Annotated in this window: 24 protein-coding genes, 1 tRNA gene and 1 other RNA gene; 10 read left to right on the top strand and 16 right to left on the bottom strand. The window is 67.3% G+C overall.

The annotated features are described in order from the left end of the window. Positions 1 to 36: 36 nt before the first annotated feature. The 4 genes from BST13_RS16550 to BST13_RS16535 all read right to left on the bottom strand — a co-directional run bounded on the left by BST13_RS16550 (position 37) and on the right by BST13_RS16535 (position 3,660). Positions 37 to 1,566 (bottom strand): PucR family transcriptional regulator, encoded by a 1,530-nt coding sequence (locus BST13_RS16550; RefSeq protein WP_083165113.1) that lies wholly within the window; start codon positions 1,564 to 1,566, stop codon positions 37 to 39. A gap of 1 nt (position 1,567) precedes the next feature. Then, positions 1,568 to 2,587, bottom strand: a complete 1,020-nt coding sequence (locus BST13_RS16545; RefSeq protein ID WP_083165112.1) for a S1C family serine protease — start codon at positions 2,585 to 2,587, stop codon at positions 1,568 to 1,570. Positions 2,588 to 2,633: 46 nt separating this feature from the next. Continuing rightward, the gene (gene lucA, locus BST13_RS16540) at positions 2,634 to 3,500 is read right to left on the bottom strand and encodes a lipid uptake coordinator LucA (protein WP_083165111.1); all 867 of its coding nucleotides are present in this window, start codon (positions 3,498 to 3,500) and stop codon (positions 2,634 to 2,636) included. 74 nt (positions 3,501 to 3,574) lie between these two features. Beyond that, positions 3,575 to 3,660: transfer RNA gene (locus tag BST13_RS16535), tRNA-Ser, on the bottom strand. A 106-nt stretch (positions 3,661 to 3,766) separates the two neighbouring features. On the opposite strand from BST13_RS16535, the gene ffs reads away from it, so the two are divergent. The 3 genes from ffs to BST13_RS16520 all read left to right on the top strand — a co-directional run bounded on the left by ffs (position 3,767) and on the right by BST13_RS16520 (position 7,195). Continuing rightward, positions 3,767 to 3,861: signal recognition particle sRNA small type (ffs, locus tag BST13_RS16530), an RNA gene on the top strand. 50 nt (positions 3,862 to 3,911) lie between these two features. Next, positions 3,912 to 5,192 (top strand): aspartate aminotransferase type Ic, encoded by a 1,281-nt coding sequence (locus BST13_RS16525; protein WP_083165110.1) that lies wholly within the window; start codon positions 3,912 to 3,914, stop codon positions 5,190 to 5,192. Positions 5,193 to 5,218: 26 nt separating this feature from the next. Further along, on the top strand, positions 5,219 to 7,195 hold the full coding sequence (locus tag BST13_RS16520) for a DNA polymerase III subunits gamma/tau (protein ID WP_083165109.1): 1,977 nt from the start codon (positions 5,219 to 5,221) through the stop codon (positions 7,193 to 7,195). Here the strand turns inward: BST13_RS16520 and BST13_RS16515 are convergent. The 4 genes from BST13_RS16515 to BST13_RS16500 form a co-directional block, all read right to left on the bottom strand. Further along, positions 7,192 to 8,019 (bottom strand): nitrilase-related carbon-nitrogen hydrolase, encoded by an 828-nt coding sequence (locus BST13_RS16515; RefSeq protein ID WP_083165108.1) that lies wholly within the window; start codon positions 8,017 to 8,019, stop codon positions 7,192 to 7,194. The two genes, BST13_RS16520 and BST13_RS16515, sit on opposite strands and share 4 nt — an antisense overlap. Next, positions 8,016 to 9,464: a purine-cytosine permease family protein gene (locus BST13_RS16510; RefSeq protein ID WP_083165107.1), complete on the bottom strand. Its 1,449-nt coding sequence runs from the start codon at positions 9,462 to 9,464 to the stop codon at positions 8,016 to 8,018. The genes BST13_RS16515 and BST13_RS16510 overlap by 4 nt, the downstream gene beginning before the upstream one ends. A 113-nt stretch (positions 9,465 to 9,577) precedes the next feature. Next, entirely contained in the window at positions 9,578 to 10,891 is a 1,314-nt protein-coding gene (locus BST13_RS16505) for a class I SAM-dependent methyltransferase (protein WP_083165106.1), read from the bottom strand. After that, a complete protein-coding gene (locus tag BST13_RS16500; protein ID WP_083165105.1) occupies positions 10,888 to 12,288 on the bottom strand; it encodes an FAD-binding oxidoreductase in 1,401 nt (466 codons plus the stop codon). The genes BST13_RS16505 and BST13_RS16500 overlap by 4 nt, the downstream gene beginning before the upstream one ends. Before the next feature lie 91 nt (positions 12,289 to 12,379). On the opposite strand from BST13_RS16500, the gene BST13_RS16495 reads away from it, so the two are divergent. Next, positions 12,380 to 12,820: an SRPBCC family protein gene (locus BST13_RS16495; protein WP_083165104.1), complete on the top strand. Its 441-nt coding sequence runs from the start codon at positions 12,380 to 12,382 to the stop codon at positions 12,818 to 12,820. Here BST13_RS16495 and BST13_RS16490 read toward each other — a convergent pair. Then, positions 12,817 to 13,584: an Rv3717 family N-acetylmuramoyl-L-alanine amidase gene (locus BST13_RS16490; RefSeq protein WP_211296104.1), complete on the bottom strand. Its 768-nt coding sequence runs from the start codon at positions 13,582 to 13,584 to the stop codon at positions 12,817 to 12,819. The two genes, BST13_RS16495 and BST13_RS16490, sit on opposite strands and share 4 nt — an antisense overlap. A gap of 113 nt (positions 13,585 to 13,697) precedes the next feature. On the opposite strand from BST13_RS16490, the gene BST13_RS16485 reads away from it, so the two are divergent. The 4 genes from BST13_RS16485 (at position 13,698) to BST13_RS16470 (ending at position 16,630) form a co-directional block, all read left to right on the top strand. After that, positions 13,698 to 14,030, top strand: a complete 333-nt coding sequence (locus tag BST13_RS16485; RefSeq protein WP_083165102.1) for a YbaB/EbfC family nucleoid-associated protein — start codon at positions 13,698 to 13,700, stop codon at positions 14,028 to 14,030. Between the two features lie 6 nt (positions 14,031 to 14,036). Further along, a complete protein-coding gene (gene recR, locus BST13_RS16480) occupies positions 14,037 to 14,648 on the top strand; it encodes a recombination mediator RecR (RefSeq protein WP_083165101.1) in 612 nt (203 codons plus the stop codon). A 129-nt stretch (positions 14,649 to 14,777) separates the two neighbouring features. Then, positions 14,778 to 15,488 (top strand): MBL fold metallo-hydrolase, encoded by a 711-nt coding sequence (locus BST13_RS16475; RefSeq protein WP_083165100.1) that lies wholly within the window; start codon positions 14,778 to 14,780, stop codon positions 15,486 to 15,488. A gap of 80 nt (positions 15,489 to 15,568) precedes the next feature. Further along, positions 15,569 to 16,630, top strand: a complete 1,062-nt coding sequence (locus BST13_RS16470; RefSeq protein ID WP_142282797.1) for a hypothetical protein — start codon at positions 15,569 to 15,571, stop codon at positions 16,628 to 16,630. A 9-nt stretch (positions 16,631 to 16,639) separates the two neighbouring features. On the opposite strand, the gene BST13_RS16465 is transcribed toward BST13_RS16470, so the two are convergent. Genes BST13_RS16465 through BST13_RS16435 form a run of 7 tightly spaced genes read right to left on the bottom strand, consistent with a single transcriptional unit; the run spans position 16,640 to position 21,591 of the window. Then, positions 16,640 to 16,963 (bottom strand): hypothetical protein, encoded by a 324-nt coding sequence (locus BST13_RS16465; protein ID WP_083165098.1) that lies wholly within the window; start codon positions 16,961 to 16,963, stop codon positions 16,640 to 16,642. Between the two features lie 9 nt (positions 16,964 to 16,972). Beyond that, complete coding sequence (locus BST13_RS16460) at positions 16,973 to 18,016, bottom strand: LLM class flavin-dependent oxidoreductase (protein ID WP_083165097.1); 1,044 nt, start codon at positions 18,014 to 18,016, stop codon at positions 16,973 to 16,975. Continuing rightward, on the bottom strand, positions 18,013 to 18,210 hold the full coding sequence (locus BST13_RS16455) for a tautomerase family protein (protein ID WP_083165096.1): 198 nt from the start codon (positions 18,208 to 18,210) through the stop codon (positions 18,013 to 18,015). Before BST13_RS16455 ends, BST13_RS16460 begins: the two co-directional genes overlap by 4 nt. Before the next feature lies 1 nt (position 18,211). Continuing rightward, positions 18,212 to 19,699, bottom strand: a complete 1,488-nt coding sequence (locus BST13_RS16450) for an aldehyde dehydrogenase (protein ID WP_083165095.1) — start codon at positions 19,697 to 19,699, stop codon at positions 18,212 to 18,214. Next, entirely contained in the window at positions 19,692 to 20,423 is a 732-nt protein-coding gene (locus BST13_RS16445) for an alpha/beta fold hydrolase (protein WP_083165094.1), read from the bottom strand. Before BST13_RS16445 ends, BST13_RS16450 begins: the two co-directional genes overlap by 8 nt. 5 nt (positions 20,424 to 20,428) lie before the next feature. Next, positions 20,429 to 20,980 carry an amino acid synthesis family protein gene (locus tag BST13_RS16440; RefSeq protein WP_083165093.1) on the bottom strand — a complete coding sequence of 184 codons (552 nt, stop codon included), beginning with the start codon at positions 20,978 to 20,980 and terminating at the stop codon, positions 20,429 to 20,431. Then, the gene (locus BST13_RS16435; protein ID WP_083165092.1) at positions 20,977 to 21,591 is read right to left on the bottom strand and encodes an amino acid synthesis family protein; all 615 of its coding nucleotides are present in this window, start codon (positions 21,589 to 21,591) and stop codon (positions 20,977 to 20,979) included. The genes BST13_RS16440 and BST13_RS16435 overlap by 4 nt, the downstream gene beginning before the upstream one ends. 337 nt (positions 21,592 to 21,928) lie before the next feature. On the opposite strand from BST13_RS16435, the gene BST13_RS16430 reads away from it, so the two are divergent. Further along, a complete protein-coding gene (locus tag BST13_RS16430) occupies positions 21,929 to 23,371 on the top strand; it encodes a purine-cytosine permease family protein (protein ID WP_083165091.1) in 1,443 nt (480 codons plus the stop codon). A 35-nt stretch (positions 23,372 to 23,406) separates the two neighbouring features. Then, positions 23,407 to 23,835: an ester cyclase gene (locus tag BST13_RS16425; protein WP_083165090.1), complete on the top strand. Its 429-nt coding sequence runs from the start codon at positions 23,407 to 23,409 to the stop codon at positions 23,833 to 23,835. Positions 23,836 to 23,864: the final 29 nt, after the last annotated feature.

The following is a 23,864-nucleotide window of genomic DNA, read 5'->3' as shown; positions in this document are numbered from 1 at the left end:
GACCACGGCACGGTTTGCCCGATTTCGACAATCGGACTATGGCGGATTGTCGGCTTCCGACAGACTGTCAGTAACGGCTAATTCGATCATCATCGCCAGCCGCTTACGGGCGTCGTCGAGGCCGAGATTGGTCACCTCGGCCATCTTGCGCAGGCGGTAGCGCACGGTGTTTTCGTGGACGTCGAGCCGCTGTCCGGCGTCGGCCAGATCGCCCTGTGCCTCCAGCCAGGCCCGCAGGGTCTCGGTGTATCGGGTGGAGTGCGTGCGGTCGTGTTCGCGCAGCTCGGCGACCGGACCGCGCTGCGGCACGCGGCCCGACTGCGCAGCCACCCGCAACCGTTGCAGCAGGATGTCGTCCCAGGCTTCGTCGTAGACCGGAGCGGCTCCGGTGCGCCGCACCTCGTGCAGCGCCAGGCACTCCTCGGCCTCGCGACGCGCCGACGCCAGTTCCGCCGCGGTTGCCGGTCCGCTGACCCCGGCCAGCAATGTCACCTGGGCGGGCAACGCCGACCGCAGTGCCGTCAGCCAGCGTCCCGCAGCCTCGGCATCGGCGCCGGGGAGCACGGTGTATACGGCGTTGCCGGCCAGCGCGCTGCGGCCCGGCCGGGACCAGCCGAAGCCCGTGGTGGCCCGCTCGAACGCCAACAGCAGTGCCGCGTGCCGGTCGTCTGAGGTGTGCGCCCGCAGGGCGATGACCCGCAGCGGGGTCTGCGGCAACGCGAGCCTGCTCACCACCGTCGTAGCGTCGGCAGCGCCCTCGAGCAGCCGCAGCACGAGTTCGGACTCCACCTGCCGTTCCAGATCCGCGCTGGCGCGCGAGCGCAGCAGATGCATGGCCACCAGCCGCGCGCCGTGGGCCAGCGCGACGCGCCGGTCTTCGGGCAGCGGCTCGGCGCAGGTCACCCAGACCGAGCCCAGCAGTTCGCGCCCGGCCCGCGCGGCCACCACCATGCGTCCGGTCAGCCCGTAGTCGGGGTCGCCCGCGACGAACATCGGATCGTCGGATTCGGCGAGATGACGGAACACACCGCGCGCCTCGAACACGGCCCGTAGCCGCTGTGGGGCCTCTCGGCTCAGGATCGTCTCGGCGCGAGCCGGGTCGGCGTGCTGCTGCATCCGCGAGTACGCCAGCACCGTCGAACGCCGGCCCTCGATGGTCACCGAACCGCCGACCGCGTCGGCGAGGCTGTCCGCGAGCGCGAACAAATCCGTTGGCCCACGCCCCGATTCGGTCTCCCGGCCCTCCAGGACCAGGCCGTACACCACGGCGGCCAGCTCGCTCCAGGACACCTGCGGGTCGACGACCATCACCGCCATGTCCTCGGGCTCACCCGAGATGGGCTCGCCGGAGTCGCGGACCAGCACCACCACTGCTCGCGCCGCGGTGGCCCAGGCGATGGCTTCGGCGGAATCGGAGGCGCCGACGGCGATCAGGACGTCGCCGACCACATAGCCGGGCTCGTGGATCACGACACTGCGCAGCTCGGTCGACCGCGGGGTGGAGCAATGCCGCAGGTGGACTCCGTAACCGCCCAGTACGTTGATCAGCCGGTCGAGGGTTATCAACTCACGGCCCGGCGGCCAGCGTCGCCTTGCCGTTGCGCGGAGCCCCGGAGGCGTCCTGCCAGGTCAGGTCGATGACGTCGCCCGGGTAGTGCCGGTCGAGCACCATCGTCAGGGTCCGTGCCGAATCCAGCGGCGTGCCGTCGATGCTGGTCAGCAGGTCGCCCGGGACCAGGCCGGCGCCGTCGGCAGGACCGCCTCGCATGACGTCCTGGATGATCACGCCGCCACCCTGGCGGGGTGCGCTGCGCACGCCGACGCCGAGCATCGTCGGGGCACCGATGTGCACCGAGCCCGACGGGGTGCGCGAGCGGATCTGCCCGGCGACGGCCATCGCGTCGTTGATCGGGATGGCGAAGCCCTTGCCACCCGGACCCATGCGGAAATTCACCGACGCAGCCGTCGTCATACCGACCACCTGGCCCGCGCCGTTGATGACCGGGCCGCCCGAGTCCCCGGCGCGTACGGGTGCGGCGAACTCGAACAGGCCGGTGATCTCGTCGCTGCTCCCGGTCAGCTCGTCTTCGGCGTTGACAGTGCGCCCGAAGGCGGTGACCGTGCCGACCTCCTGGGTCAGCGGGGCGTTGCTGCCCTGGGCATTGCCGAGAGCCACCACCGGATCACCCGGTGCCAGTGCGTTGGAATCCCCGATCGTCGCCGTCGGCAGCCCATCGGCACCACGCAGCTGCAGAACAGCCACGTCGTGCTGCCGGTCGTACCCGATGAGGTCAGCGGGGTAGGACCGGCCGTTGACCGTGGCGCTGACCGCGTTGGCGCCCTGCACGACGTGGTAGTTGGTCAGCACCTCACCGTTCGGGGACAGCACGATGCCCGTGCCGATGCCGTACGCCTGCTGGTAGTCGACCCTGGTGTCGACCCGGGCCACTGCCGGTTGCACCACAGAGACCGCGGACAGCGGATCACCGGGCGCGGCGGTTGCCGGTGCCAGCGGTGCCACCAACACCAAGGCAGCAAGGACCGCCAGGATTACCGATGTGGCACGGTGTGACCGCAGTTTGCCCATGTATCCATCTTCGCCCGCGTAAGCGGCGCTGTCGACGCGCGGGGCTTCAGTCCTCGACGGCGACGTTGTCGCGGGAACGCCGGCGCAGGCGCGAGATGCCGCCCTTGTTGGCGGGCCGCCGGTTGCGCAGTTTGCCCTGCTGACCTGCGGCGTCGTCGTCGGCGGCAGCTTCCTTCGAGGAATCGGCAGCGTCGGCGGACTGGTTTGCGGAGTCTTCACTCGGCTCGTGCTCGTCGGCCGAGGATTCCGGCTCCTCCGCGGCGGACTCGGTCAGCTCGACCGGCGCCTCGTCAGCGGCTGTGACCTGGGGTTCCTCGGATTCTTCGACGGATTCCGGCTCGTCGCTCTCGTCCGATTCCGCGGTGTTTTCAGACTCGTCAGCCTCAGTGGCCTCTTCGGACTCAGCGGCCTCGTCAGCCTCAGCAGCCTCGGATTTCCGGCGACCGCGGGCCTTCTTCTGTGTCGTCTTGAGCGGCTTCGGGGGCGGCGGCGGAAGCTCCGCGAGGAACGCCAGATAGAAGCCGAGGATGCCGAGCAGGGCGATCGACGCGGCCGCGCCGTAGATGCCGAACAGCCACTGGCCGGCACTGTCCAGGGACAACCAGATCTCGGAGATCGCGGCGCCGACGATGAGCACGCCGGCCAGCACGTGGAACGCGACCGCCGAGGTGCGCAGGCGCAACGCCAACTGCGGGGTGCCGTACTCGGGGCGACGCGTGCGTTGCAGCGTGAAGAACACCGGCAGTGCCGCCACCGCGATCAGGACGCCGGTGACGATCCGCAGCACCAGACCCAGCGTGGGCGAGGTCTCGCCCATGAGCTCGGGCCAGCGGGGGAGAACGAAGAAGAAGTAGAGCCCGGCCGCGACGAGTGAGAACGACGCATGCCATATCACCGCGACGGTGCGGCTCATACCCCTCCTTGGATTTGGGTGGGCCGGGGTGCGACCAGACTGCGTATGAGCAGGTCACACCCCGGACCCGAGTGCGGAGGATAGGGGATTTGAACCCCTGAGGGCTGTTAACCCAACCCGCGTTCCAGGCGAGCGCCATAGGCCACTAGGCGAATCCTCCGTCGGCAATCGTAGCCGACAGCGCAACCTGCTCTGTCCGGGTGCGGGTGTGGACCCGCTGTGCACCTGTGGTTCGTGGGCATCGAGCACCGGGTACTACACTCGCCCGTGGACCCCGCGCGGCGTCCATCCTGTGAACTCCCCCAGGGCCGGAAGGCAGCAAGGGTCAATGGGCTCTGGCGGGTGCGCGGGGTCCCCTTACGTTCATTGATCGCCCGGACCTTCCGGGTCCACGCTTGTGAAAGGCGCGCGGTGTCGTCGTTCCACTCCCTCGGCCGCGACGATCTGCTCGCGCAGCACGAAATCCAGCAGCGCAACTATGCCGAGCTACAGGCCAAGAACCTCAGCCTCGACCTGACCCGCGGCAAGCCGTCCCCGGCCCAGCTGGATCTGGCGAATGCGCTGCTGAGCCTGCCCGGCGACGCCGACTACCGCGACCGCGACGGCACCGACACCCGCAACTACGGCGGCCTCAACGGCCTGACCGAGCTGCGCGAGATCTTCGCCGAACTGCTCGGCATCTCGGTGCAGAACCTGATCGCGGGCGACAACTCGAGCCTGGCGATGATGCATGACTGCATCGTGTTCTCGCTGCTGCACGGCGGCGAGGATTCGGAGCGGCCGTGGATCAAGGAACCGGTCGTCAAATTCCTGTGCCCGTCGCCGGGATATGACCGGCACTTCGCGATCACCGAATCGTTCGGCATCGAGATGATCCCGGTGCCGATGGGCGAGGAAGGCCCCGACGTCGACCTCATCGAGGAACTCGTCGCCGCCGACCCGGCCATCAAGGGCATGTGGTGCGTGCCGGTGTTCTCCAACCCGACCGGCACCGTCTACTCCGCGGAGACCGTCCGGCGTCTCGTCCAAATGCCCACGGCCGCACCGGATTTCCGGCTGATGTGGGACAACGCCTACGCCGTCCACACGCTCACCGAAGATTTCGTCGAGCAGGTCGACGTGCTTGGCCTGGCCGAAGCTGCGGGCAACCCCAACCGCCCGCTGGTGTTCGCCTCGACTTCCAAGATCACCTTCGCCGGAGCGGGCGTGTGCTTCCTTGGCGCGTCCAAGCGCAACATCGCCTGGTACGTGCTGCACGCGGGGAAGAAGTCGATCGGCCCCGACAAGGTCAATCAGCTGCGGCATGTGCGGTTCTTCCGCGACGCCGACGGCGTCCGGCAGCAGATGCAGCGCCACCGCGAGCTGATCGCTCCCAAGTTCGCGCTCGTGGCCGAGGTGCTCGAAGACCGCCTGGGTGAGTCGAAGATCGCGTCGTGGACCGATCCCAAGGGCGGCTACTTCGTCAGCCTCGACGTGTGGCCCGGCACCGCCAAGCGCACGATCGCCCTCGCACAGAACGCGGGTATCGCGCTGACCGAGGCGGGCTCGGCCTTCCCCTACCGGAATGACCCGGAGGACAAGAACATTCGCATCGCCCCGACGTTCCCGTCGCTGCCCGATGTGCGGGAGGCCATCGACGGACTGGCGACGTGTGCGCTCTTGGCGGCGACCGAGTCGCTGCTGGATGACTAGTCGGGACCGGTAGGTAGCCTGCATCCGTGGCTCTCTACCGCAAGTACCGTCCGGCTACCTTCGCCGAAGTCGTCGGGCAGGAGCATGTCACCGAGCCGCTCTCGACGGCGCTCACCGCGGGCCGGATCAATCACGCGTACCTGTTCTCCGGGCCGCGCGGCTGTGGCAAGACCTCGTCGGCGCGGATCCTGGCCCGCTCGCTGAACTGCGAGCAGGGGCCGACGCCGACGCCGTGCGGGGTGTGCGATTCGTGCGTCGCGCTGGCCCCCAACGGGCCGGGCAACCTCGACGTCACCGAACTCGACGCGGCCAGCCACGGTGGCGTCGACGACACCCGCGAGCTGCGCGACCGCGCTTTCTTCACGCCTGCGCAATCGCGGTACCGCATCTTCATCATCGACGAAGCGCACATGGTCACCACGGCCGGCTTCAACGCGCTGCTCAAGATCGTCGAGGAACCGCCCGAGCACCTGATCTTCGTGTTCGCCACCACTGAACCGGAGAAGGTGCTGCCGACCATCCGGTCGCGCACCCATCACTACCCGTTCCGGCTGCTGGCCCCGCGGACCATGCGCCCGCTGCTCGAACGTATCTGCGGCGAAGAGAGCGTAGACGTCGACGACGCGGTCTACCCGCTGGTCATCCGCGCCGGTGGCGGTTCCCCCCGCGACACGCTGTCGGTGCTCGATCAGCTGCTGGCCGGAGCCGAGGGCAACCGGATCACCTACCAGCGGGCGCTGTCGCTGCTCGGTGCCACCGATATGGCGCTGATCGACGACGCTGTCGAGGCCCTGGCCGCCGGTGACGCCGCGGCGCTGTTCGGGGCGGTCGAGTCGGTGATCGACGCCGGCCACGATCCGCGCCGGTTCGCCACCGACCTGCTCGAACGCTTTCGCGACCTGATCGTTTTGCAGGCGGTCCCCGACGCCGCGACCCGCGGGGTCGTCGACGCGCCCACCGACGTGCTCGACCGCATGCGGGAGCAGGCGGACCGGCTCGGTTCGGCGACGCTGACGCGCTACGCCGAGGTGGTCCATGCCGGGCTGGGGGAGATGCGCGGTGCCACGGCGCCCCGGCTGCTGCTGGAGGTGGTGTGCGCGCGGCTGCTGCTGCCCTCGGCGCACGACACCGAATCGGCCTTGCTGCAGCGCATCGAACGCATCGAAACCCGGCTCGACATGTCGATCCCGGCCGGAGAGGCCCAGGCATCGGCCGGTCGGCCAGCCGCCGAGCCCACCAAGACCTACACCCGGCGCAGCCAGGCGGCGGCCACACCGCCGCCGACGCCTGAACCGGCGCTGGCTCCCGAACCCGCGCCCGCTGTTGTGCCGGCGCCGCCCGCTGCGGCAGCGCCACCGCCACCCCCTCCACCGGCGCCCGAGCCCCAACCGGAACCGGTCCGGGTGCGTGTGCCCGAGCCCGTGGCGCCGGAACCCGAACCGGAACCCGCGCGCGAGCCGGAACCGGAATACGAGCCGGCGCCGTCAGCGCCCGCGCCCGGCGGCGAACCCAACGCCGCCGCCGTGCGGTCCATGTGGTCAACGGTCCGCGAGAAGGTGCGCGAGCGCAGCCGCACCACCGAAGTCATGCTCTCGGGGGCGATCGTGCGGGCGGTCGAGGACAAAACCCTTGTGCTGTCCCATGAATCGCCACCGCTGGCCAAGCGGCTGACCGAATCGCGCAATGCCGACGTGATCCGCGATGCGCTCAAGGACGCGCTCGGGGTGGACTGGCAGATCCGGTGTGAGGTGGGCACCGCGGAAGCCGCAGCACCGCCACCGCCGCGGGCCACCAAACCCCCGCCCAAGGTGCCCGCCCGGGTGGCTCGCTCCATACCCGAAGCCGATCTGGCGCCCCCTCCGGAACCGCCATCGCCAGAGGACGAGGAAGAAGAGTTGCTCGCCGAGGCGGGGCAGAGCGAGGCCGGGCCGCGCCGCGACCCCGAGGAGGTCGCGCTGGAGCTCCTGCAGAACGAACTTGGCGCGCGCAAGATCGACGGCTAGCGAGTCACCCGCTCGTACAGCTCGGGGCGTCGGTCGCTGTGGATGTCGCTGAGCCCGCCGACGCGTTTGTCCAGGGCCAGGTCGAGATCCACCTCAGCCGTCACCGTTTGGGCTTCGGCAGTCGCGTTTCCGCCGGCCAGCACCCAGCCGTCGGCGTCGATGACGACGCTGCCGCCCACCCAGCCGACCTTGCGTTCGACGCCCGTGCGGTCGCACGCCACCACGGCCATGCGGTTGACGGAGGCATCGGCCTGGGCCCGCACGACCTCCAGTGGCCGTTGATCGTCGCGCCGCGGATAGGTCGGCCAGTTGACCGGGGCGGCGAGGAGCTGCGCCCCGGCCAGGGCAGGGATGCGAACCCACTCCGGAAACTCGAGGTCATAGCAGATCATGGTGCTGATCCGGCCGATCTCGGTGTCGACGACGGGCGGTGGAGCGTCTCCCGGCGTGAAGATCAGCCGCTCCCGGTCCCACATATGGGTCTTGCGGTACACCGCACGCAGGCCGGTGTGGTCGACGATGACGGCAGAGTTGTACAGGGCGTCGTCGCGACCGAGCTCGCAGAACCCGCCCACGAGCACCAGGTGGTGGGTCCGCGCCAGGCTGCACCACAGTTGGATGGTCGGTCCGTCGACGGGTTCGGCGGATCGGGCCGCCTCGGCTCTGCCGCTGAACACGTACCCGCTGGAGACGAGCTCCGGCAGGACCACGACCTTGGCGCCTGCGTTCGCGGCGTCACCGACCGCGGCGGCCACGATGCACCGGTTGGCCTGCGGGTCGCCCAGCACGGGGGACACCTGGCAGGCCGCAACGGCAACAGTCACGGCGCCACCTTGGCATCATCGAGCGCGGCGAGCTCGCGTTCGCTGGCGGCCATGGCGGCCTCCTCGGCCGAGCGGTCGAGATTCCGGGTCAGCAGCCAGTAGCTCACTCCGCTGACCACCAGCCCGACTGCGAATGAAATGTCGCCGCCGCCAATGGCTTTGGCGGCCGGGCCTTCGTAGAACGTGGTGGTGATGAACGGGATCATGGCGGCGAAGCCCACGGCATAGGCCACCAGCCCGCGCCAGGACCAGCGACCGTAGACGCCGTTCGGTTTGAAGATGTCCGCGATGGCGTAGTGGCCTCGGCGCACGAAGTAGAAGTCGACCAGGTTGACCGCGGTCCAGGGGATGAGGAAGTACAGCATCATCAGCACGAAGTTGTTGAAGCTGGACAGGTAGTTCTCGGGGATCACCAGCGCGATGGTGTAGACCACGATCGCGATCACCAGGATGCCGATGATCCGTCCCCGGACGCTGGGTTTGAGCTGCTTGAAGCCGTCGACGGCGCTCGCGCCGGTGAGCATGGCGCCGTAGAGGTTGATCGCCATGATGCTGAGCAGAGCCGGGACGGAGATCACCGCGGCGAAGGTGCCGAAGCCGTGGAACAGGGAGTTGCCGACCTGCTGGATGCTGCCGATGGCATCGGGTTCGGCGATGGCCGAGCCGATGAACGCACCGAGCGACATCAGCCACATGGCCGATAGGGCCGCGCCGGCGTAGGTCCAGCTGATGACGGCCGGGGCCGACACGTCGGGAGGCAGGTAGCGGCTGTAGTCGGAGACGTAGACGGCGTATGAGATCTGGTAGCCGGCCGCGGCTCCGAAGACGATGAGGAACTTCCCCCAGTCGAAGTGCGCGTCGGGAATGGCCGAGCCGCCGTGCAGGCTGGTCAGCGCGGCAATGGTCAAGAGCAGAAAGACCGCCACCATCAGGTAGGACTGCCAGCGCTGGATGAAGTGCAGCAGGTCGTAGCCGACGACGGCCAGCAGGATCGCGACGAGGATCAGCACCGGATACCACACCGCGGCGCTGCCGGGGAGGATCAACTGAAGGGCCTGGGTCGCCAGGATGACGTTGAACACGTTGAAGCCGACGTAGACGAACAGCACGGCGATGAAGGGCACGATTGCCCCGCGGGTGCCGAACTGCGCCCGCGACTGGATCATCTGAGGCAGGCCCATCCGTGGGCCCTGGTTGGCGTGGAACGCCATGAAGAACGTGCCGAACCCGGCGCCGAGGACCACGGCGAGCACCGACCAGCCGAGGCTGAGACCGATGGCGGGGCCGATGAAGCCCGCGACCATCGTGGTGACGACGAAGTTGCCGGTGAACCAGAACGGTCCCTGATGCCACACGGTGCCGTGCCGCTCGCGCACGGGGACATAGTCGATGGAGCGGGTTTCGATCACCGGGCGGCGGGCGGCCGTCGAGTTCGATGGGTTCATGGATGCGTCCTTGGTCGGGGTACCAAGAACACTAAGTGTGGCGCAGCTAACAGTGCATCGACGTCACGTCGAACTGCGCAACATCGAATTCGACAGAATGTCCAAGCGCACGCTTAGGGCTGCCACCACGGGCGCAGCGGTAGTCCTCCATCGTGGCCGTGCTCGTCGAGCTTGACCGCCAGCACCTGGTGCAGCTGGATGACGTTGGTCTCGAAGCCCAGCCGGGAACCGGCCATGTACAGGCCCCACACCTTCGCGGTGGGCAGGCCGACCTCGGCCACGGCCTCGTCCCAGTGCTCGACGAGGTTGGCGCACCAGTCGCGCAGGGTCATCGCGTAGTGATGCCGCAGGTTTTCCTCATGCAGCACCTCCAGGCCCACATCCTGGATCTCGGTGATGATCCGGCCGGAGCCCGTGAGCTCGCCGTCGGGGAACACGTAGCGGTCGATGAAACCTCCGGCGGCCGCACCCGACCGATTGTCGTGCCGGGTGATGCAGTGGTTGAGCAGCAGCCCGCCGACCCGCAGCTTGGACTTCAGGAAACCGAAGTACGACGGGTAGTTGTGCACGCCGATATGTTCGGTGAGGCCTATCGAGGACACCGCGTCGAAGCCGGACTCGGCGACATCCCGGTAATCCCCGTGCCGCACCTCGGCCAGATCGCCCAGCCCTTCCTCGGCGATGGCCTTCTGGGCCCACGCGGCCTGCTCGCGCGACAGCGTCACACCGATGGCCCGTACGCCCTGGCGCGCCGCGTAACGGACCATGGCGCCCCAGCCGCAGCCGACGTCGAGCAGCCGGTCCCCGGGCTGCAGCCGCAGCTTGTCGAACACCAGGCGGTACTTGTTCTCCTGCGCTTCCTCCAGCGACGCGTCGGCGCTCGGATAGCAGGCGCACGTGTAGGTCATCGACGGCCCGAGCACCCACTCGTAGAACGTGTTCGACACGTCGTAGTGGTGATGGATGGCCTCGGCGTCGCGAACTCTGCTGTGCCGCAACCCTTCCACCATCCGGCGCCAGCGCGGCAGCGCCTCCTGCGGCGGAGGGGCGATGGGCTTGAGGTGCTCGATGCCGATGGAGCGGATGATGTTGGCCAGCACACGCGCCGGTGGCCGTTTGAAGTCCATCTTCTCGGCCAGCGCGCACAGCAGCGGGTACGGATCGCCCGGGTGCACGCCGTGCGGTTCCAGGTCACCCGACACGTAGGCGCGGGCCAGCCCGAGGTCACCGGGGGCGGTGGCGAGGTAGGTCGTGCCGCGCGGGGTCTTGAGGTCGAGTCCGAGTGCGGCGTCCTCAGGGCCGGCGGTGCTGCCGTCGTATGCGGTGAATTTCAGCGGCAGTTGTCCCGCGGCGAAGATCTCCAGGATCTCGGCGAGCGTCAGTTTGTTCGCCTGAGAGTGTGTCGAATTTTCCCTGAATGTTGTCATTGCCGTTGCACCGCTTTCGAGTACAGATCAAGGAGACGTGAATCGGGATCGTAGGTTTTCTTGACCGTCTTATAAGCTTCCCCGCCATATAGTGCGTCAAACTCGTCACGCGGGTAGAACGCGTCCGAATACAGCGATTTGTGTCCGTCGAGCTGGCTGACCTTGCGTTCGATGAGCCGGTTGGTGTGCCCGGGTTCGGGCCCGACCGGCACCGACGACCAGAAGCCGACGTTGACGTAGGTGTGGTGGGGCCGCAGCGGATACAGCGGCCACGTGCCTGCGGTTCTCGGATCATCGCGTAACCGCAGCGGGCACAGCCAGATTGGTTCGATCGGGACGTTCTCGAGAAACCACGTGAGAAATTCCGCGCAGTTCTCGATCGGCACCTCGATGTCCTGTACCACGCGTTCCCGCGGCGGGCGCCCGTTGCGCTTCTCGATGCGGTCGGCGATGTTGAATCGCCGGTCGTAGCCGATGAGCTTCCAGTAGAAGCTGCTGCGGCGGTAGCGGCGCGGCCACAGCCGCCGGATCGCGGGGTTCTGCGCGCCGAATGCCCGTGAGCACCAGAACCAGTCGGTGTCCCACCGCCACAGGTAATCGTGAATGGTCAGGCGGTCATGCTTTTCCGCCGCGGTCTTCCCGTCGTGCTGGATGGACCGGTAGTAGATGGCGCTGCCGGTGTAGTCGCTGACAGGACCGGCCGTGGCGGTCTTGATGCCCACACACAGGTAGCTTTCGTCGGCACTGAACACCACGCCGTCGAGGTAATCCACCTTCTCGCCGCCCAGCCCACCGGTTTCGATGATGCGGTCCATGGCCGCGACCAGGTCGGCCAAGGTGTGGAAGCGCAGGTGGCGCAGCGCGACGAACGGCAGCACCGGTTCCAGCTCGATCCGTAGCCGCGTCGAATAGCCAAGGGTGCCATAGGAATTGGGGAAAGCGCGGAACAGATCGGAATGCTCGGTGGGCGAGGCGGTGACGATTTCGCCTGCGCCGGTGAGGATGTCCATCTCCAGCACGGATTCGTGCGGCAGCCCGTTGCGGAACGACGTGGACTCGATGCCGAGGCCGGTGACCGCACCGCCGAGGGTGATGGTTTTGAGTTGCGGTACCACCAAGGGCGCCAGCCCGTATGGCAGCGTCGCATCCACCAGGTCCTCGTAGGTGCACATGCCTGCCACATCTGCGGTCGACGCGTGTGGGTCGACCGCGATGACATTCGTCAAACCTGATGTGTCCAGGCCCTTACCGGCGTGCCGGTCGCGGGCGCGGAACAGGTTCGACGTGTTTTTGGCAAGACGAACTGTCTCGGTGGGCTTTATGGCGCGATAGCTGTCGAGAAGCCGCTGTACGCCGGCAGCGTGGACAGCCTGTGCGTCAGTCGGAACAACAGACACACATATACGCTAGTCGGCGGTTGCATTCGATGCGACCCAGAGGAGCGCGGTTATCAGACCGCGACGTCATTGATACAAGGAGTATTCACCGATGGGACAGGTCAGCGCGGTCAGCACCGTATTGATCAACGCCGAACCCGCCGCCGTGTTCGCTGCGATCGCCGACTACCAGACGGTGCGGCCGAAGATTCTCTCCTCGAACTACAGCGGCTACCAGGTCCTCGAAGGCGGGCAGGGTGCGGGCACCGTCGCCACCTGGAAACTGCAGGCGACGAAATCACGTGTCCGCGACGTCAAGGTGACCGTCGACGTGGCGGGGCACACCGTCATCGAGAAGGACGCCAACTCGTCGATGGTGATCAACTGGACCGTCGCGCCGGCCGGAGCCGGATCGTCGGTCAACCTCAAGACCACCTGGACCGGCGCCGGCGGGGTGGGCGGCTTCTTCGAGAAGATCTTCGCGCCGCTGGGGCTGCGCAAGATCCAGGACGAGGTGCTCGCCAACCTCAAGAAAGAAGTGGAAGGCACCTAGCGCGCCGACGCGACCTGCTGCGAACCGAGGAACCCGGCGATCCCGCGGACGATGGCGTCGGCGTACTTCTGCCTGCCCTCCGGCGACTTCATCAGCGACGAGTCGACCGGGTTCTTCATGTTGCCGCACTCGACGAGGATCGACGGGTACTGCGCGAGGTTGAGCCCGGCGATGTCGGAGCGGGCATCCAGCCCGCCCGAGCCGATGTAGGTGGCCGGCGGGATTCCCGACGCGGAGATCTGATCGCGCATCACCTTCGCGAACTGCACCGACGGACCGGCCTGCACGGCGTTGAGCGGCGGCGACGAGTACAACACGTGGAAGCCTCGGCCGTTGGCGGGGCCGCCGTCGGCATGGATGGCGACGATGGCGTTCGGGTGCACGGCGTTGGCCATCGCGGCGCGCGCGTCGACACACGGCCCCACCGAGGTGTCGTCGCCGCGCGTCATCGCCGTCCGCACTCCCAGCGCGGTCAGCGCGGCCCGGACTCGCAGCGTGGTGTCCCAGGTGAAGGTGTGCTCGGGGTAGCCGTCGTCGGTCGAGGTGCCACTGGCCTGGCAGTCCTTGGTGCCGCCGCGTCCGGTCGGGACCTGCTTGCTGATCGAGGCGTCGTTGGCGCCGTTGTGGCCGGGATCGAGGAAGACGATCATCCCGGCGAGGTTCGCGGGTGCGGCATGGGCAATCGGTGCGGCGGCGGTCGAGACAGCGATGAGCACGCTGCTGGCAACCGCGGTGCCGACACGCAGGCAGGCTGGGACTCGCACGGGCGCCACCGTAGCCCGGGCGCCGTCTAGGCTGGAAGGTCAAACCGCCGCGCTCGAGCGGAGAGCAACCAAGTCGAGACCAAGACGCAACCAACACGGCAAGGGGACCTGTCATGCAACCCGGAGGCACACCCGACATGTCGGCACTGCTCGCACAGGCACAGCAGGTGCAGCAGCAGCTGATGGAGGCCCAGGAGGCGATGACCAACTCCGAGGTCGAGGGTCAGGCAGGCGGTGGTCTGGTCAAGGTCACGGTGAAGGGCAGCGGTGAGGTGGTCGCCGTGTCGATCGACCCGAAGGTCATCGATCCGTCCGATCCGGAGACCCTGCAGGATCTCATCGTGGGCGCACTGGCCGACGCGTCGGCGCAGGTGCAAGAAATGGCACAGAGCCGCCTCGGCCCGCTGGCCGGCGGGTTGAGCGGCTTCGGCATTCCGGGACTGTAGGTATCCGTGTTCGAGGGTCCCGTCCAGGATCTGATCGACGAGCTGGGCAAACTGCCCGGCATCGGGCCCAAGAGCGCCCAGCGGATCGCGTTTCACCTGCTGAGCGTCGAGCCGCCCGACATCGACCGGCTCACGGCCGTGCTCGGCCGCATCCGCGACGGGGTCACGTTCTGCGAGGTGTGCGGCAACGTGTCCGACGCGCAGCGCTGCCGGATCTGCAGCGACCCCCGCCGTGACGCGTCACTGGTATGCGTCGTCGAGGAACCCAAGGACGTGCAGGCCGTCGAGCGCACCCGCGAATTCCGGGGCCGCTACCACGTGCTCGGCGGCGCGCTGGACCCGTTGTCCGGTATCGGGCCCGACCAGCTGCGCATCCGTGAGCTGCTGAACCGGATCGGGGAACGTGTCGACGGCGTCGACGTGGCCGAGGTGATCATCGCCACCGACCCGAACACCGAGGGCGAGGCCACCGCCACCTACCTGGTGCGCATGCTGCGCGACATTCCGGGGCTGACGGTGACGCGTATCGCCTCGGGCCTGCCGATGGGTGGGGACCTGGAGTTCGCCGACGAGCTCACCCTCGGCCGCGCGCTGGCCGGCCGCCGCGCGATGGCCTGACTCTTGCGGGTCGAGTGGCCAGTTACGTACGCGAATCGCGAAAAATGCGTGCACAAGTGGCCACTGGGCCGGTTTCGACCACAGCGAAACCGCTCGACCGTGACGGGCCATGATCACTAGCGTCGAATCATGCCCGATCTGCTTGAGCTGGCTCCCTCGCTGTATCGCCTGCGCATTCCCGGCGACCGCGCGCATCTCCTGAACTGCTACCTCTGGCTCGGAGCCGACGGTGTGACGCTGATCGATACCGGTTGGCCAGACAGCGCCGAGCTGATTTCTCAGGCTCTGACAGCGCTGGGCCGCTCGCGCACCGACGTGAAACGTATTGTGCTGACCCATTTTCACGAGGACCACTGCGGCTCGGCCGCACGGATCGTCGACTGGTCGGATGCCGAAGTGGTTGCCGGCGTTGCCGATTCGCCGTATATCCGGGGCGACGAACCCGGACCTGTGCCGGTGCTGACCGACGGTGAGCGGACGATCCGCCCCGACATCGAGTCCTCACCGCACGGGCCCGCTTGCCGGGTGGACGGAGAGGTGGTCGACGGGGATGTGCTCGACTTCGCCGGAGGCACCCGCGTCGTCGCCGCACCCGGGCACACGCCGGGCAGCATCGGACTGTATCTGCCCGCTGCTGACGCCGTGCTCACCGGTGATGCGGTCGCGGAGTTCAACGGACAGGTGATCCTCGGTGTCTTCAACACCGACCGGCGCGCCGCCACCGTATCTCTGCAGACACTCGCGGCCACCGGCGCCCAGATCGCCGGGTTCGGTCATGGGGAAGCCGTTGTCGCCGACGCTGCGGCGCGCATCGCTGCGGCGGTCGACCCGTTCGCCTGATCGAGTAAGTGAGGTAGTTCGCTACGCGTTTCAGCGTGCCGGGCACAGGAATACCGTCACAGGTGACGAAGGAGATGGTCATGGCCATCGCGGAATCGCCTACGAATGGTGTCCATTCGGCTATCGGTCAGGCGCACCAGGACTGCCTGGAGGGGACGCTCTGGCGAGGCCTGAAATCCGGCCTGCCGGAGGGGTGTTCGCGAACCGCCCCATGGCGGCAGGCGGCGCAGCACCGCCGCATCTTGTTGTTGGACGATCTCGCGGGTCTGGATCTCGGTAAGACGCCGTGCAAGATGCAGACCCGCAGATACCTGATCGACGATCTGCTGAAAGACGCCAATGAGGCTTCGTGCGCGCGAGTCACTCCGCTGAAGTGGTGGTGGGGAACCGAGATCGAGCGGGCGTGGTCGCGTTTGCGTGAGGTGGAAGAGCGGATGGTCGGGCTGGTCGACGGCGCGACGCTGCCGGTGTACGCCGCGCGGGCTGCCCAGCGGGGACACGCCTACCTCGACTATGCCGACCCTCAGCTTGCCCAGCTCGACAAACTCTGTGCGCAATCTGACCCGCCGGAGGCCGAGTTGCGCTCGGCTACCGCCGAGGTGTTGCGGGCTGCGCATGCCAAGGCCGATCACGCCAACCGCGAGGCACGCTATCTGCGGAACCGGTTGCTGATCGCCTCCGTTTTCTGCGTGGTGTTCTCCGCCGCGATCGTGGTGGCGCAGGCGGCCGCGCCGACTCTGAATTTCGTCGTGCCACACGATGATTGGCATGCCTCGGCCTGGGGGTGCCTCGTTGTCGTGATGTTGTTCGGAGCAGTCGGGGCGCTGTTCACCGCAATCCCCGCGGTGTCGCGGATCCCGACCAATGTCGGACCGTTCAACCTGCCGCTGCAACAGGGACTGCTCAAGATTGCGTTCGGGCCGTTGGTCGCCGTGGTCGGTCTCGCACTGCTGGGCAACGGTATCGGGCCCATGAAGCCTCCGCAGACCGTGCCGGACCTGTTGTTGATGGCCGTGATCTTCGGCGCCGGCCAGCATGCGGTCACCCGCTACGTCGACAAGCGCGCCGGGCAGATCCTGACGGCTGCCGCGCCGACGACTGCCTCGAACAGCACCAACCGAAACGCTGCGTCCACTGCCTAGGCCACAGTGTCAGGACGCCAGGCCCGGCGCCAATTCCTCGAGCATGAGATCCGCGACCGGGCTGTCACCGAGCGGTTTGAGCACCACACCGTCGGCGATGCCGAGCCGCTGCACGTCGGCGATCAGACCGGCCAGCCCGCGCGGGGTGCCGACGTATCGCAGTGCGGTGCCCGGGGGTAGGTCACCGAGCGCTTTGAACGCCGCACGGATGTCGCGGTCGATCAGCACCTCGACGTCGAGCAGCACGGGTAGCTCCGGTGCGGCGGCACGCTGGGTGGCGGCCCGGCGCTGGGCATCCTGCAGATCGATGGCGTGAATGCGCACACCATTCATGGCCGGCTCCTATTGGAATGCGGGAACGACTTCTTTGATGAAGAGTTCGAGGCTCTTGCGCTTTTCGTCGTGCGGCAGGCTGTTGTCGCACCAGAAGCTGAACTCGTCGATGCCGAGTTCCTGGTAGAACCGCAGGCGCTCGATGACCTCGTCGGGCGTGCCGATCATCGCGGTGCGATGCAGGGACTCCAACTCGAACTCGGGGCGCTGCGCGAACTTCGACTCCGGGCTGGGCTCGAGGAACCCGTTGACCGGCGCCGTCTTGTTACCGAACCAGGCGTCGAACGTGCGGTAGAACTTCGAGATCGCCGCGGCGGCCGGGCGCCAGCCGTCTGGATCCTCGGTGGCGTGAACGTGGGTGTGGCGCAACACCATGATCTGGGGGCGCGTCACCTCGGGGTGGTTGCCGACGGCGGTGTCGAACTTTCGCTTGAGGTCGACGACCTCGTCGTCGCCCTTCATCAGCGGCGTCACCATGACGTTGCATCCCTGGGCCACAGCGAAGTCGTGCGAATCGGGATCGCGCGCGGCGATCCACATCGGCGGCGTCGGCTGCTGCACGGGCTTGGGAACGCTCGTCGACGTCGGGAACTGCCAGATCTCGCCGTCGTGCGCGTAGTCGCCCTGCCACAGCTTGCGCACCGCGGGCACCAGTTCGCGCAGGTACTTGCCGCCGTCGGTGGCCGACAGCCCGGGCATCATGCGGTCGAACTCGATCTGGTAGGCGCCGCGGGCCAGGCCAACTTCCATGCGGCCGTTGCTGATCACGTCGAGCAGGGCGCATTCACCTGCCGCGCGAATGGGATTCCAGAACGGGGCGATGATGGTGCCCGCGCCGAGCCGGATCGTCGAAGTCTGACCGGCCAGGTAGGCGAGCAGCGGCATCGGACTCGGCGAGATGGTGTATTCCATGGCGTGGTGCTCGCCGATCCACACCGTCGAGAAGCCGCCGGCCTCGGCCATCAGGGACAGCTCGGCGAGGTTCTCGAAGAGCTGCCGATGGCTGATCGAGGAGTCCCAGCGTTCCATGTGGACGAACAACGAAAATCTCATGCTTGCTCCTTCATCTCTGCGATGGTGAGATCGCCTGTTGCCCAATGAGTCCGGGGAACCTCGCGGACGATGACGCGGATGTGCTCAGGTTGGGTGTCCACTGTCCTCAGCACCGCCTCGTGCACCTCGTGCATCATGGCGCGGATCTGGTCGGCCGAACGGCCTTGCGCGATGGTCACTTCGACGAGTGGCATGTCAGCTCCGCATCACGAACGGATCGGGCACCGGGCCCTCGTTGGTGTTGATCCACACGCTCTTGAGCCGGGTGTATTCCTTCATGGTCTCGGTGCCGTGCTCGACGCCGACACCGCTGCTCTTGAAGCCCTGCCGCGGCGACATCGGTGACATGGCCCGGTAAGTGTTGACCCAGATGGTGCCGGCGTCCAGGCGTGCGGCCATTCGGTGTGCGCGGGCCAGATTCGACGTCCACACGCCTGCGGCAAGACCGTATTCGGTGTCGTTGGCCAACTGCACGACCTCGTCCTCGGAGTCGAACGGCATGATCGCGGCGACCGGGCCGAAGATCTCCTCGCGCACCACGCGCATCTGGTTGGTGACGTCCACCAGAACCGTTGGCTCGTAGAAGAACCCGCCGAGACCACCGTCGGTGGCCCGGCCTCCGGTGAGTACCCGGGCTCCTTCGGAGCGGCCGAGGTCGACGTAGGACGCCACCTTGTCGCGCTGATCCTCGAACGCCAGTGGGCCGAGTTCGGTGTCGTCGTCGAGCGGATTGCCCATCCGGATGCTGCGGGCCCGTTCGGCGACGCGCTCGAGCAACTCGTCATAGATGGCGCGCTGGGCGAACACCCGGCTGCCCGCGATGCACGTCTGCCCGGCGGCTGCGAAGATGCCCGCCACCACACCGGTGGCCGCGTTGGCGACGTTGGCGTCGTCGAACACGATATTGGGGGACTTGCCACCGAGTTCCAGCGTCGACCCGATGAACCGGCCCGCTGTCGCAGAAGCGATCCGTGACCCGGTCGCGGTGCTACCCGTGAACGAGATCTTCGCCAGCCCAACGTGATCCACCAGAGGCTGGCCGGCTTCGGCGCCGAATCCGGTGACCACGTTGACCGCCCCTGGTGGAAAGCCCGCTTCGATCACGAGCTCGGCCAGCTTCAGCACCGTCGCCGAGGTGTACTCGGACGGCTTGATCACCACGGTGTTGCCCGCGCACAACGCAGGGGCGAGCTTGCTCGTGGTCAGCGTCAGCGGCGAGTTCCACGGCGTGATCGCGCCGACCACACCCAGCGGCTCCCGCATGGTGTAGTTGAGCACCCGACGATCTGAGGTCGGGATGACGTCGCCGTGGATCTTGTCTGCCAAACCCGCGTAGTAGTAGTAATACTCGGGCAGGGTTGCGAGCTGACCACGCATCTCACGCAGCAGCTTGCCGTTGTCCAGGGATTCCGAGCGAGCCAGGTCCTCGGCGTTCTCGGCGACCAGGTCCCCGAGGCGGCGCAGCAGATGGCCCCGCTTGGTCTGGCTCAGATCTCGCCACCGCGGATCGTTGAACGCCTCGGTGGCCGAGGCCACCGCCGCGTCGATGTCGGCCGCATTCCCGCGGGCCGCCTGGTACAGCACATCGCGGGTGGCCGGGTTGGTGCTCTCGAAGTACTCACCGGACGCCGGAGCGGTCGCCTTCCCGCCGATGAAGTGCTGCAGTTTCGGGGTTTCAGACATGAACGGACCTTCCGATGAAAGACGTTATGGCGTCGGCGAGTTCGCGGGGGCATTGCACCGGCAGCATGTGCCGCGCCCCGGGGATGATGACCGCTTCGCAATCGCGGATGGACGCCGCGAGCCTGCGGGTCATGTCCGGGGTCGAGCCCGGATCGTCGGACCCGGTGATGGCCAGTGCCGGTACGTCGATGAGAGCGAGCTGCGGGCCGATCTCGGCGTCGGCGGTGGCGAAAACCCGGTAACAGTTCAGGAAGCTGTCCGGATCGTTGGCCAGCAAGGTGGCCTCCGTGCGGGCGATCTGCTCGGGGGCCACGTCGGTGCCGTCGTACCAACGCCGCAGGGACGCAGCCGAACTCGCCGCAATGTCGGTGGCGGCGGTGTCGAGCCGGGCCAGTACCGCGACCCGCTCCTCGGGTGTGCGCCGGCAGACCGAGGCCACCGAGGTCAGCGAGGCGACCAGCTCGGGACGGTGCACCCCGAGGTGCTGGGCGACCAGGGCACCGAGGGAGAACCCGACCAGGTGCGACCCGGTCGGGATCTCGGCCGCGACGCCATCGGCCAAGTCCGCCAACGTCACTCCCGCGGGCGCGGGCGGCCTGGCGCCGTGTCCGGGCAGGTCGGGAGTGATGATGTCGAACCGGTCGGCCAGCAGCGCGGCGAGGGGCTCCCACACGGTGTGGTCCAGGCCCACTCCGTGCAGCAGGACGAGCGTCGGCCGGCTCACCGGAGTTACTTCTCGCTGCTCAGCGGCGCCAGGCGCTGCTGCGGGCGGCCTTGTGAGGCAGCGGCCAACGCGATGACGATCTCGTCGGCATGCGGGGCGTCGGCGATGCGCACCTCCACGGTCTGATGGTGCGACCGGATCGTGGCGTCGGTGATGTGCTTGAGCGGGATGTCGAAGATGACGCCCGCCGGTCCGCGCTTCTCGACCGCGGGCAGCAGCGTGGTGGCATTGGCGGCCTTGCGGAAATGATCGCCGAACTTCAGTGTGTGGATCAGGCCCGAGCCGTGTTCGATCTCGCCGTTCAGCCCGACGATCGCGGCCTTGCCGTACGCTTCGGCGGGCTCATCGAGAGCCTCGAGAACCAGCGGTGCCAACAGTGCTCCCACGTCGGACGCGGTCGCATCGATCCCTGGGCCCAGGTCGTCGACGAAACCTTGTCCAGCCCAAGGATTCTCGATCACTGCCGCGACCACGGCCACCCGGGCCGGCGGATTGACCTCGCGGCCACCCTCGGTGCGGATCTCCTCGACGACGGTGACGATCTTGCGCAGCTTCATGACAGGACACTCTCCAGACTCTTGACGGTGACGGCGGGGTCGGTGGTGCGGTCCCCGATCCGGGGGTGGGGCCGTGGGCCGGTCGACCCGGCGGCGATGATGACGAGTTCGTCGGCGCGTGGGCCGTCGGATATCCGGGTGTTCACCGTCTGGTAGTGGCTGCGGGTGGCGGCCTTCGTCTTGTGCCACATCGGAACCACCAGTGGCTCACCGGCGTCGGCGCGCACATCGGCGAAACAGATGATCGAGTCGCCCTCGAGAAATTCGCGCATGAGGTTGCCGAAGTACGGCGTGTGGATCAGTGCACCGCCGTGTTCGATCTCGCCGGCGGTGCCCACGATGGCGGCTTTGCCGAACGCCTCGATCGCGTCGGCGCCTCCCAGCGTCTCGATCAAGCGATCTGTGAGCAGTTGCGCCAGCACCGGGGCGATCTGCATGACTTCGGGGGTCAGGTCGCGTGACGGCGGGGTGTCGAGCCAGGGATTGTGGATCACCGCGGCGACGCTGGCCTGCAGCGCCGGGCGGGTCGGGCGTTCACCGGCTTCGGTCACCACCGTCTCGCGGTAGACGACCACCTTCCGCACATGTGGCCCAGCGAGGTTCTGTTGCATGCCACAGACGATAGCTTGATGCGGTAGGCGGGTCAAGAAGTACGCATTCTCCGCACGCCCTCGGGGGTCGCACTACCGCCGGTGAATCTCCTGAAATAGCACGTAAAAGGCATGTTAACGAGCCCCTGGAGGAGCTCGCATCAGCTGATCGGCAGCGGGTGTCGCACGTAGCCGTTGACATCCCTTGTGACTGCGCTTACATTCTGTTGTATGCCAGATGGCGCCTGCTGAGTGCTACAGCGATCGCCAACTGGATTCAGGCTCACAGGACTGTTTCCACCGTTCGCTGCATGCCATGGCACCGGACGGACCACCATCGAGAACGCAAGGTGATCCGATGACCACAGATTTCTCCCCGGACCTGTCGCCGGCCTCCACCGGCGAGCTGTCCCCGGACTTGCACTACCGCAACAAGATTGCGGCTGTCGAACCCTATGGCGTCGACGCCATCCCGGACTCCGAGCGGCACGGAAGGCCGGTGTCGCAGTTCTTCATCTGGTTCGCCGCCGGGATGAACTTCCCGATCATCGTGCTGGGATTCCTGGCGGTCAGCTTCGGGTTGTCGTTGGTCTCCTCGGTGACGGCGATCATCGCGGGGTCATTGGTGGGCGCAGTGGTCATGGGCGTGCTCTCCCGCATGGGTGGGCGACTCGGTGTGGCCCAGCAGATCCAGGCCCGCGGCCCGCTCGGATTCTTCGGAAATTTCGTTCCGGTGGCCTATGTGAACGTCTTCGCCGGTATCGGCTGGGCCGCTGTGACCGTCATTCTGGGCGGGCAGGCCCTGCGTGCACTGATACCCGCCATCCCGTACTGGCTAGGGACTTTCGTGCTGGTCTTCATCCAGCTCGTGGTAGCCGTCTACGGCTACAACATGATCCACTTCTTGGAGCGGATCCTGGCAGTGGTGCTCTTCGCCGGCTTCGTGATGATCACGGCAGTGTCGGTGAGTCGCGGCTGGCATGGCGGGTTCGATACGAATCCGCAGGCACCGTACTGGGTGGGCGGTGTGGGTGGGTGGATCACCTTCGCCGGGTTCTTCCTGTCCTTCCTGATCGCGTGGTGGCCCTTTGCGTCGGACTACTCCCGGTATCTGCCCGACGAAGACCATGTCAACCGCGCCACCGGGGTGTGGACGTTCGCGGGCAACTTCCTTTCCCTGTCCTGGCTGGGAATCGTCGGTGCCCTGTTGGGCAGTTCGGCCGCCAGTGGCGAGAGCGCCATCGACGCGTTGTTCCGCCTCACCGGACCCTTCCACGTCGCCGCACTGTTGGTGGTGTTGATCTCGTCGTTCTCACAGAACTTCCTGAACGTCTACGGCGGCGCGATTTCGGTTCAGACCCTGCGGATTCCGATCAGCCGGCGTACCGCCGTCGTCATCATCTGTGTAGTGGCGTACGCGATCGCCCTGTGGGCTGACGAAGGGTTCGAGGCAAAGTTCAAGACCTTCCTCTTCCTGGGCGCCTACCTCATCGCGCCCTTCGGCGCGGTGCTGCTGCTCGACTACGTACTCGGACACCGCCACGACCGCGCCCGCATTGCCGAACTCTTCGACTCCCGCCGCGTCCTGGAATGGGGATTCGTTGCCTGGGTGATCGGAGCCGCCGCATCCTCCCTGTTCTGGAACTTGTCCTTCTTTGTCGGCCCGCTCGCCGCGGCCCATCCCGAGTGGGGAGACCTGTCCTACTTCGTCGGGTTCGGTGTCGCGTGCGTCGCGTACGTGGCCACATATCGACTGCCTCCGCTGTGGCACCGGACCACACCGGTCTTCAAGGGGGAGTAGGAGCGCAAGCGATCCACCGCCAGAAAGGAAAACTCATGTCTGACAACGAAACCCGACGCCGTCGCATCAAGGACGCCTGGGAGGCCGCATGGGACCGCGGTGAGGTCGACGCGTTCGACAGCCTGCTTGCCGACGCGTACCAGCGGACCAGCGGCACCGGAAACACGCAGTCCCGCGACGAGTTGAAGGCATCGATCACCGCGACTCGCTCGGCGTTCCCCGACCTGCTGACCGTGGTCGACGAGGTGGTGGTCGAGGGCGACCGAGCAGCAATCCGCTGGCACAGCACCGGAAGCCACGCACATTCGTTCCTCGGGGTGCCTGCCACCAAGCGTGAGGTCGCGGTCAGCGGGGCGACCTTCGCGCGCTTCGACGACGACCGCATCGTCGAGGAACACGTCACCTGGGACCCGCGTGCCCTGCTGACCGCACTCGGCATCATCGCAGTGGGGCAGGACCGATGACCGCACCGGTCAGGCCTGACGTCGATTTG

The sequence above is a fragment of the Mycobacterium aquaticum genome, assembly GCF_002086485.1.
Lineage (GTDB): Bacteria > Actinomycetota > Actinomycetes > Mycobacteriales > Mycobacteriaceae > Mycobacterium > Mycobacterium aquaticum.
The sequence above is the reverse complement of the archived record's forward strand: the minus strand, read 5'-3'. Positions and strand labels throughout refer to the sequence as shown.

What these genes read in the sequence shown, in the direction of transcription:
- BST13_RS16545 (WP_083165112.1), bottom strand. Translation starts at nt 2,587, where the DNA reads ATGGGCAAACTGCGGTCACACCGTGCCACATCGGTAATCCTGGCGGTC.
- lucA (WP_083165111.1), bottom strand. Translation starts at nt 3,500, where the DNA reads ATGAGCCGCACCGTCGCGGTGATATGGCATGCGTCGTTCTCACTCGTC.
- BST13_RS16510 (WP_083165107.1), bottom strand. Translation starts at nt 9,464, where the DNA reads ATGAACCCATCGAACTCGACGGCCGCCCGCCGCCCGGTGATCGAAACC.
- BST13_RS16505 (WP_083165106.1), bottom strand. Translation starts at nt 10,891, where the DNA reads ATGACAACATTCAGGGAAAATTCGACACACTCTCAGGCGAACAAACTG.
- BST13_RS16495 (WP_083165104.1), top strand. Translation starts at nt 12,380, where the DNA reads ATGGGACAGGTCAGCGCGGTCAGCACCGTATTGATCAACGCCGAACCC.
- BST13_RS16485 (WP_083165102.1), top strand. Translation starts at nt 13,698, where the DNA reads ATGCAACCCGGAGGCACACCCGACATGTCGGCACTGCTCGCACAGGCA.
- BST13_RS16475 (WP_083165100.1), top strand. Translation starts at nt 14,778, where the DNA reads ATGCCCGATCTGCTTGAGCTGGCTCCCTCGCTGTATCGCCTGCGCATT.
- BST13_RS16470 (WP_142282797.1), top strand. Translation starts at nt 15,569, where the DNA reads ATGGCCATCGCGGAATCGCCTACGAATGGTGTCCATTCGGCTATCGGT.
- BST13_RS16465 (WP_083165098.1), bottom strand. Translation starts at nt 16,963, where the DNA reads ATGAATGGTGTGCGCATTCACGCCATCGATCTGCAGGATGCCCAGCGC.
- BST13_RS16460 (WP_083165097.1), bottom strand. Translation starts at nt 18,016, where the DNA reads ATGAGATTTTCGTTGTTCGTCCACATGGAACGCTGGGACTCCTCGATC.
- BST13_RS16455 (WP_083165096.1), bottom strand. Translation starts at nt 18,210, where the DNA reads ATGCCACTCGTCGAAGTGACCATCGCGCAAGGCCGTTCGGCCGACCAG.
- BST13_RS16450 (WP_083165095.1), bottom strand. Translation starts at nt 19,699, where the DNA reads ATGTCTGAAACCCCGAAACTGCAGCACTTCATCGGCGGGAAGGCGACC.
- BST13_RS16440 (WP_083165093.1), bottom strand. Translation starts at nt 20,980, where the DNA reads ATGAAGCTGCGCAAGATCGTCACCGTCGTCGAGGAGATCCGCACCGAG.
- BST13_RS16435 (WP_083165092.1), bottom strand. Translation starts at nt 21,591, where the DNA reads ATGCAACAGAACCTCGCTGGGCCACATGTGCGGAAGGTGGTCGTCTAC.
- BST13_RS16430 (WP_083165091.1), top strand. Translation starts at nt 21,929, where the DNA reads ATGACCACAGATTTCTCCCCGGACCTGTCGCCGGCCTCCACCGGCGAG.
- BST13_RS16425 (WP_083165090.1), top strand. Translation starts at nt 23,407, where the DNA reads ATGTCTGACAACGAAACCCGACGCCGTCGCATCAAGGACGCCTGGGAG.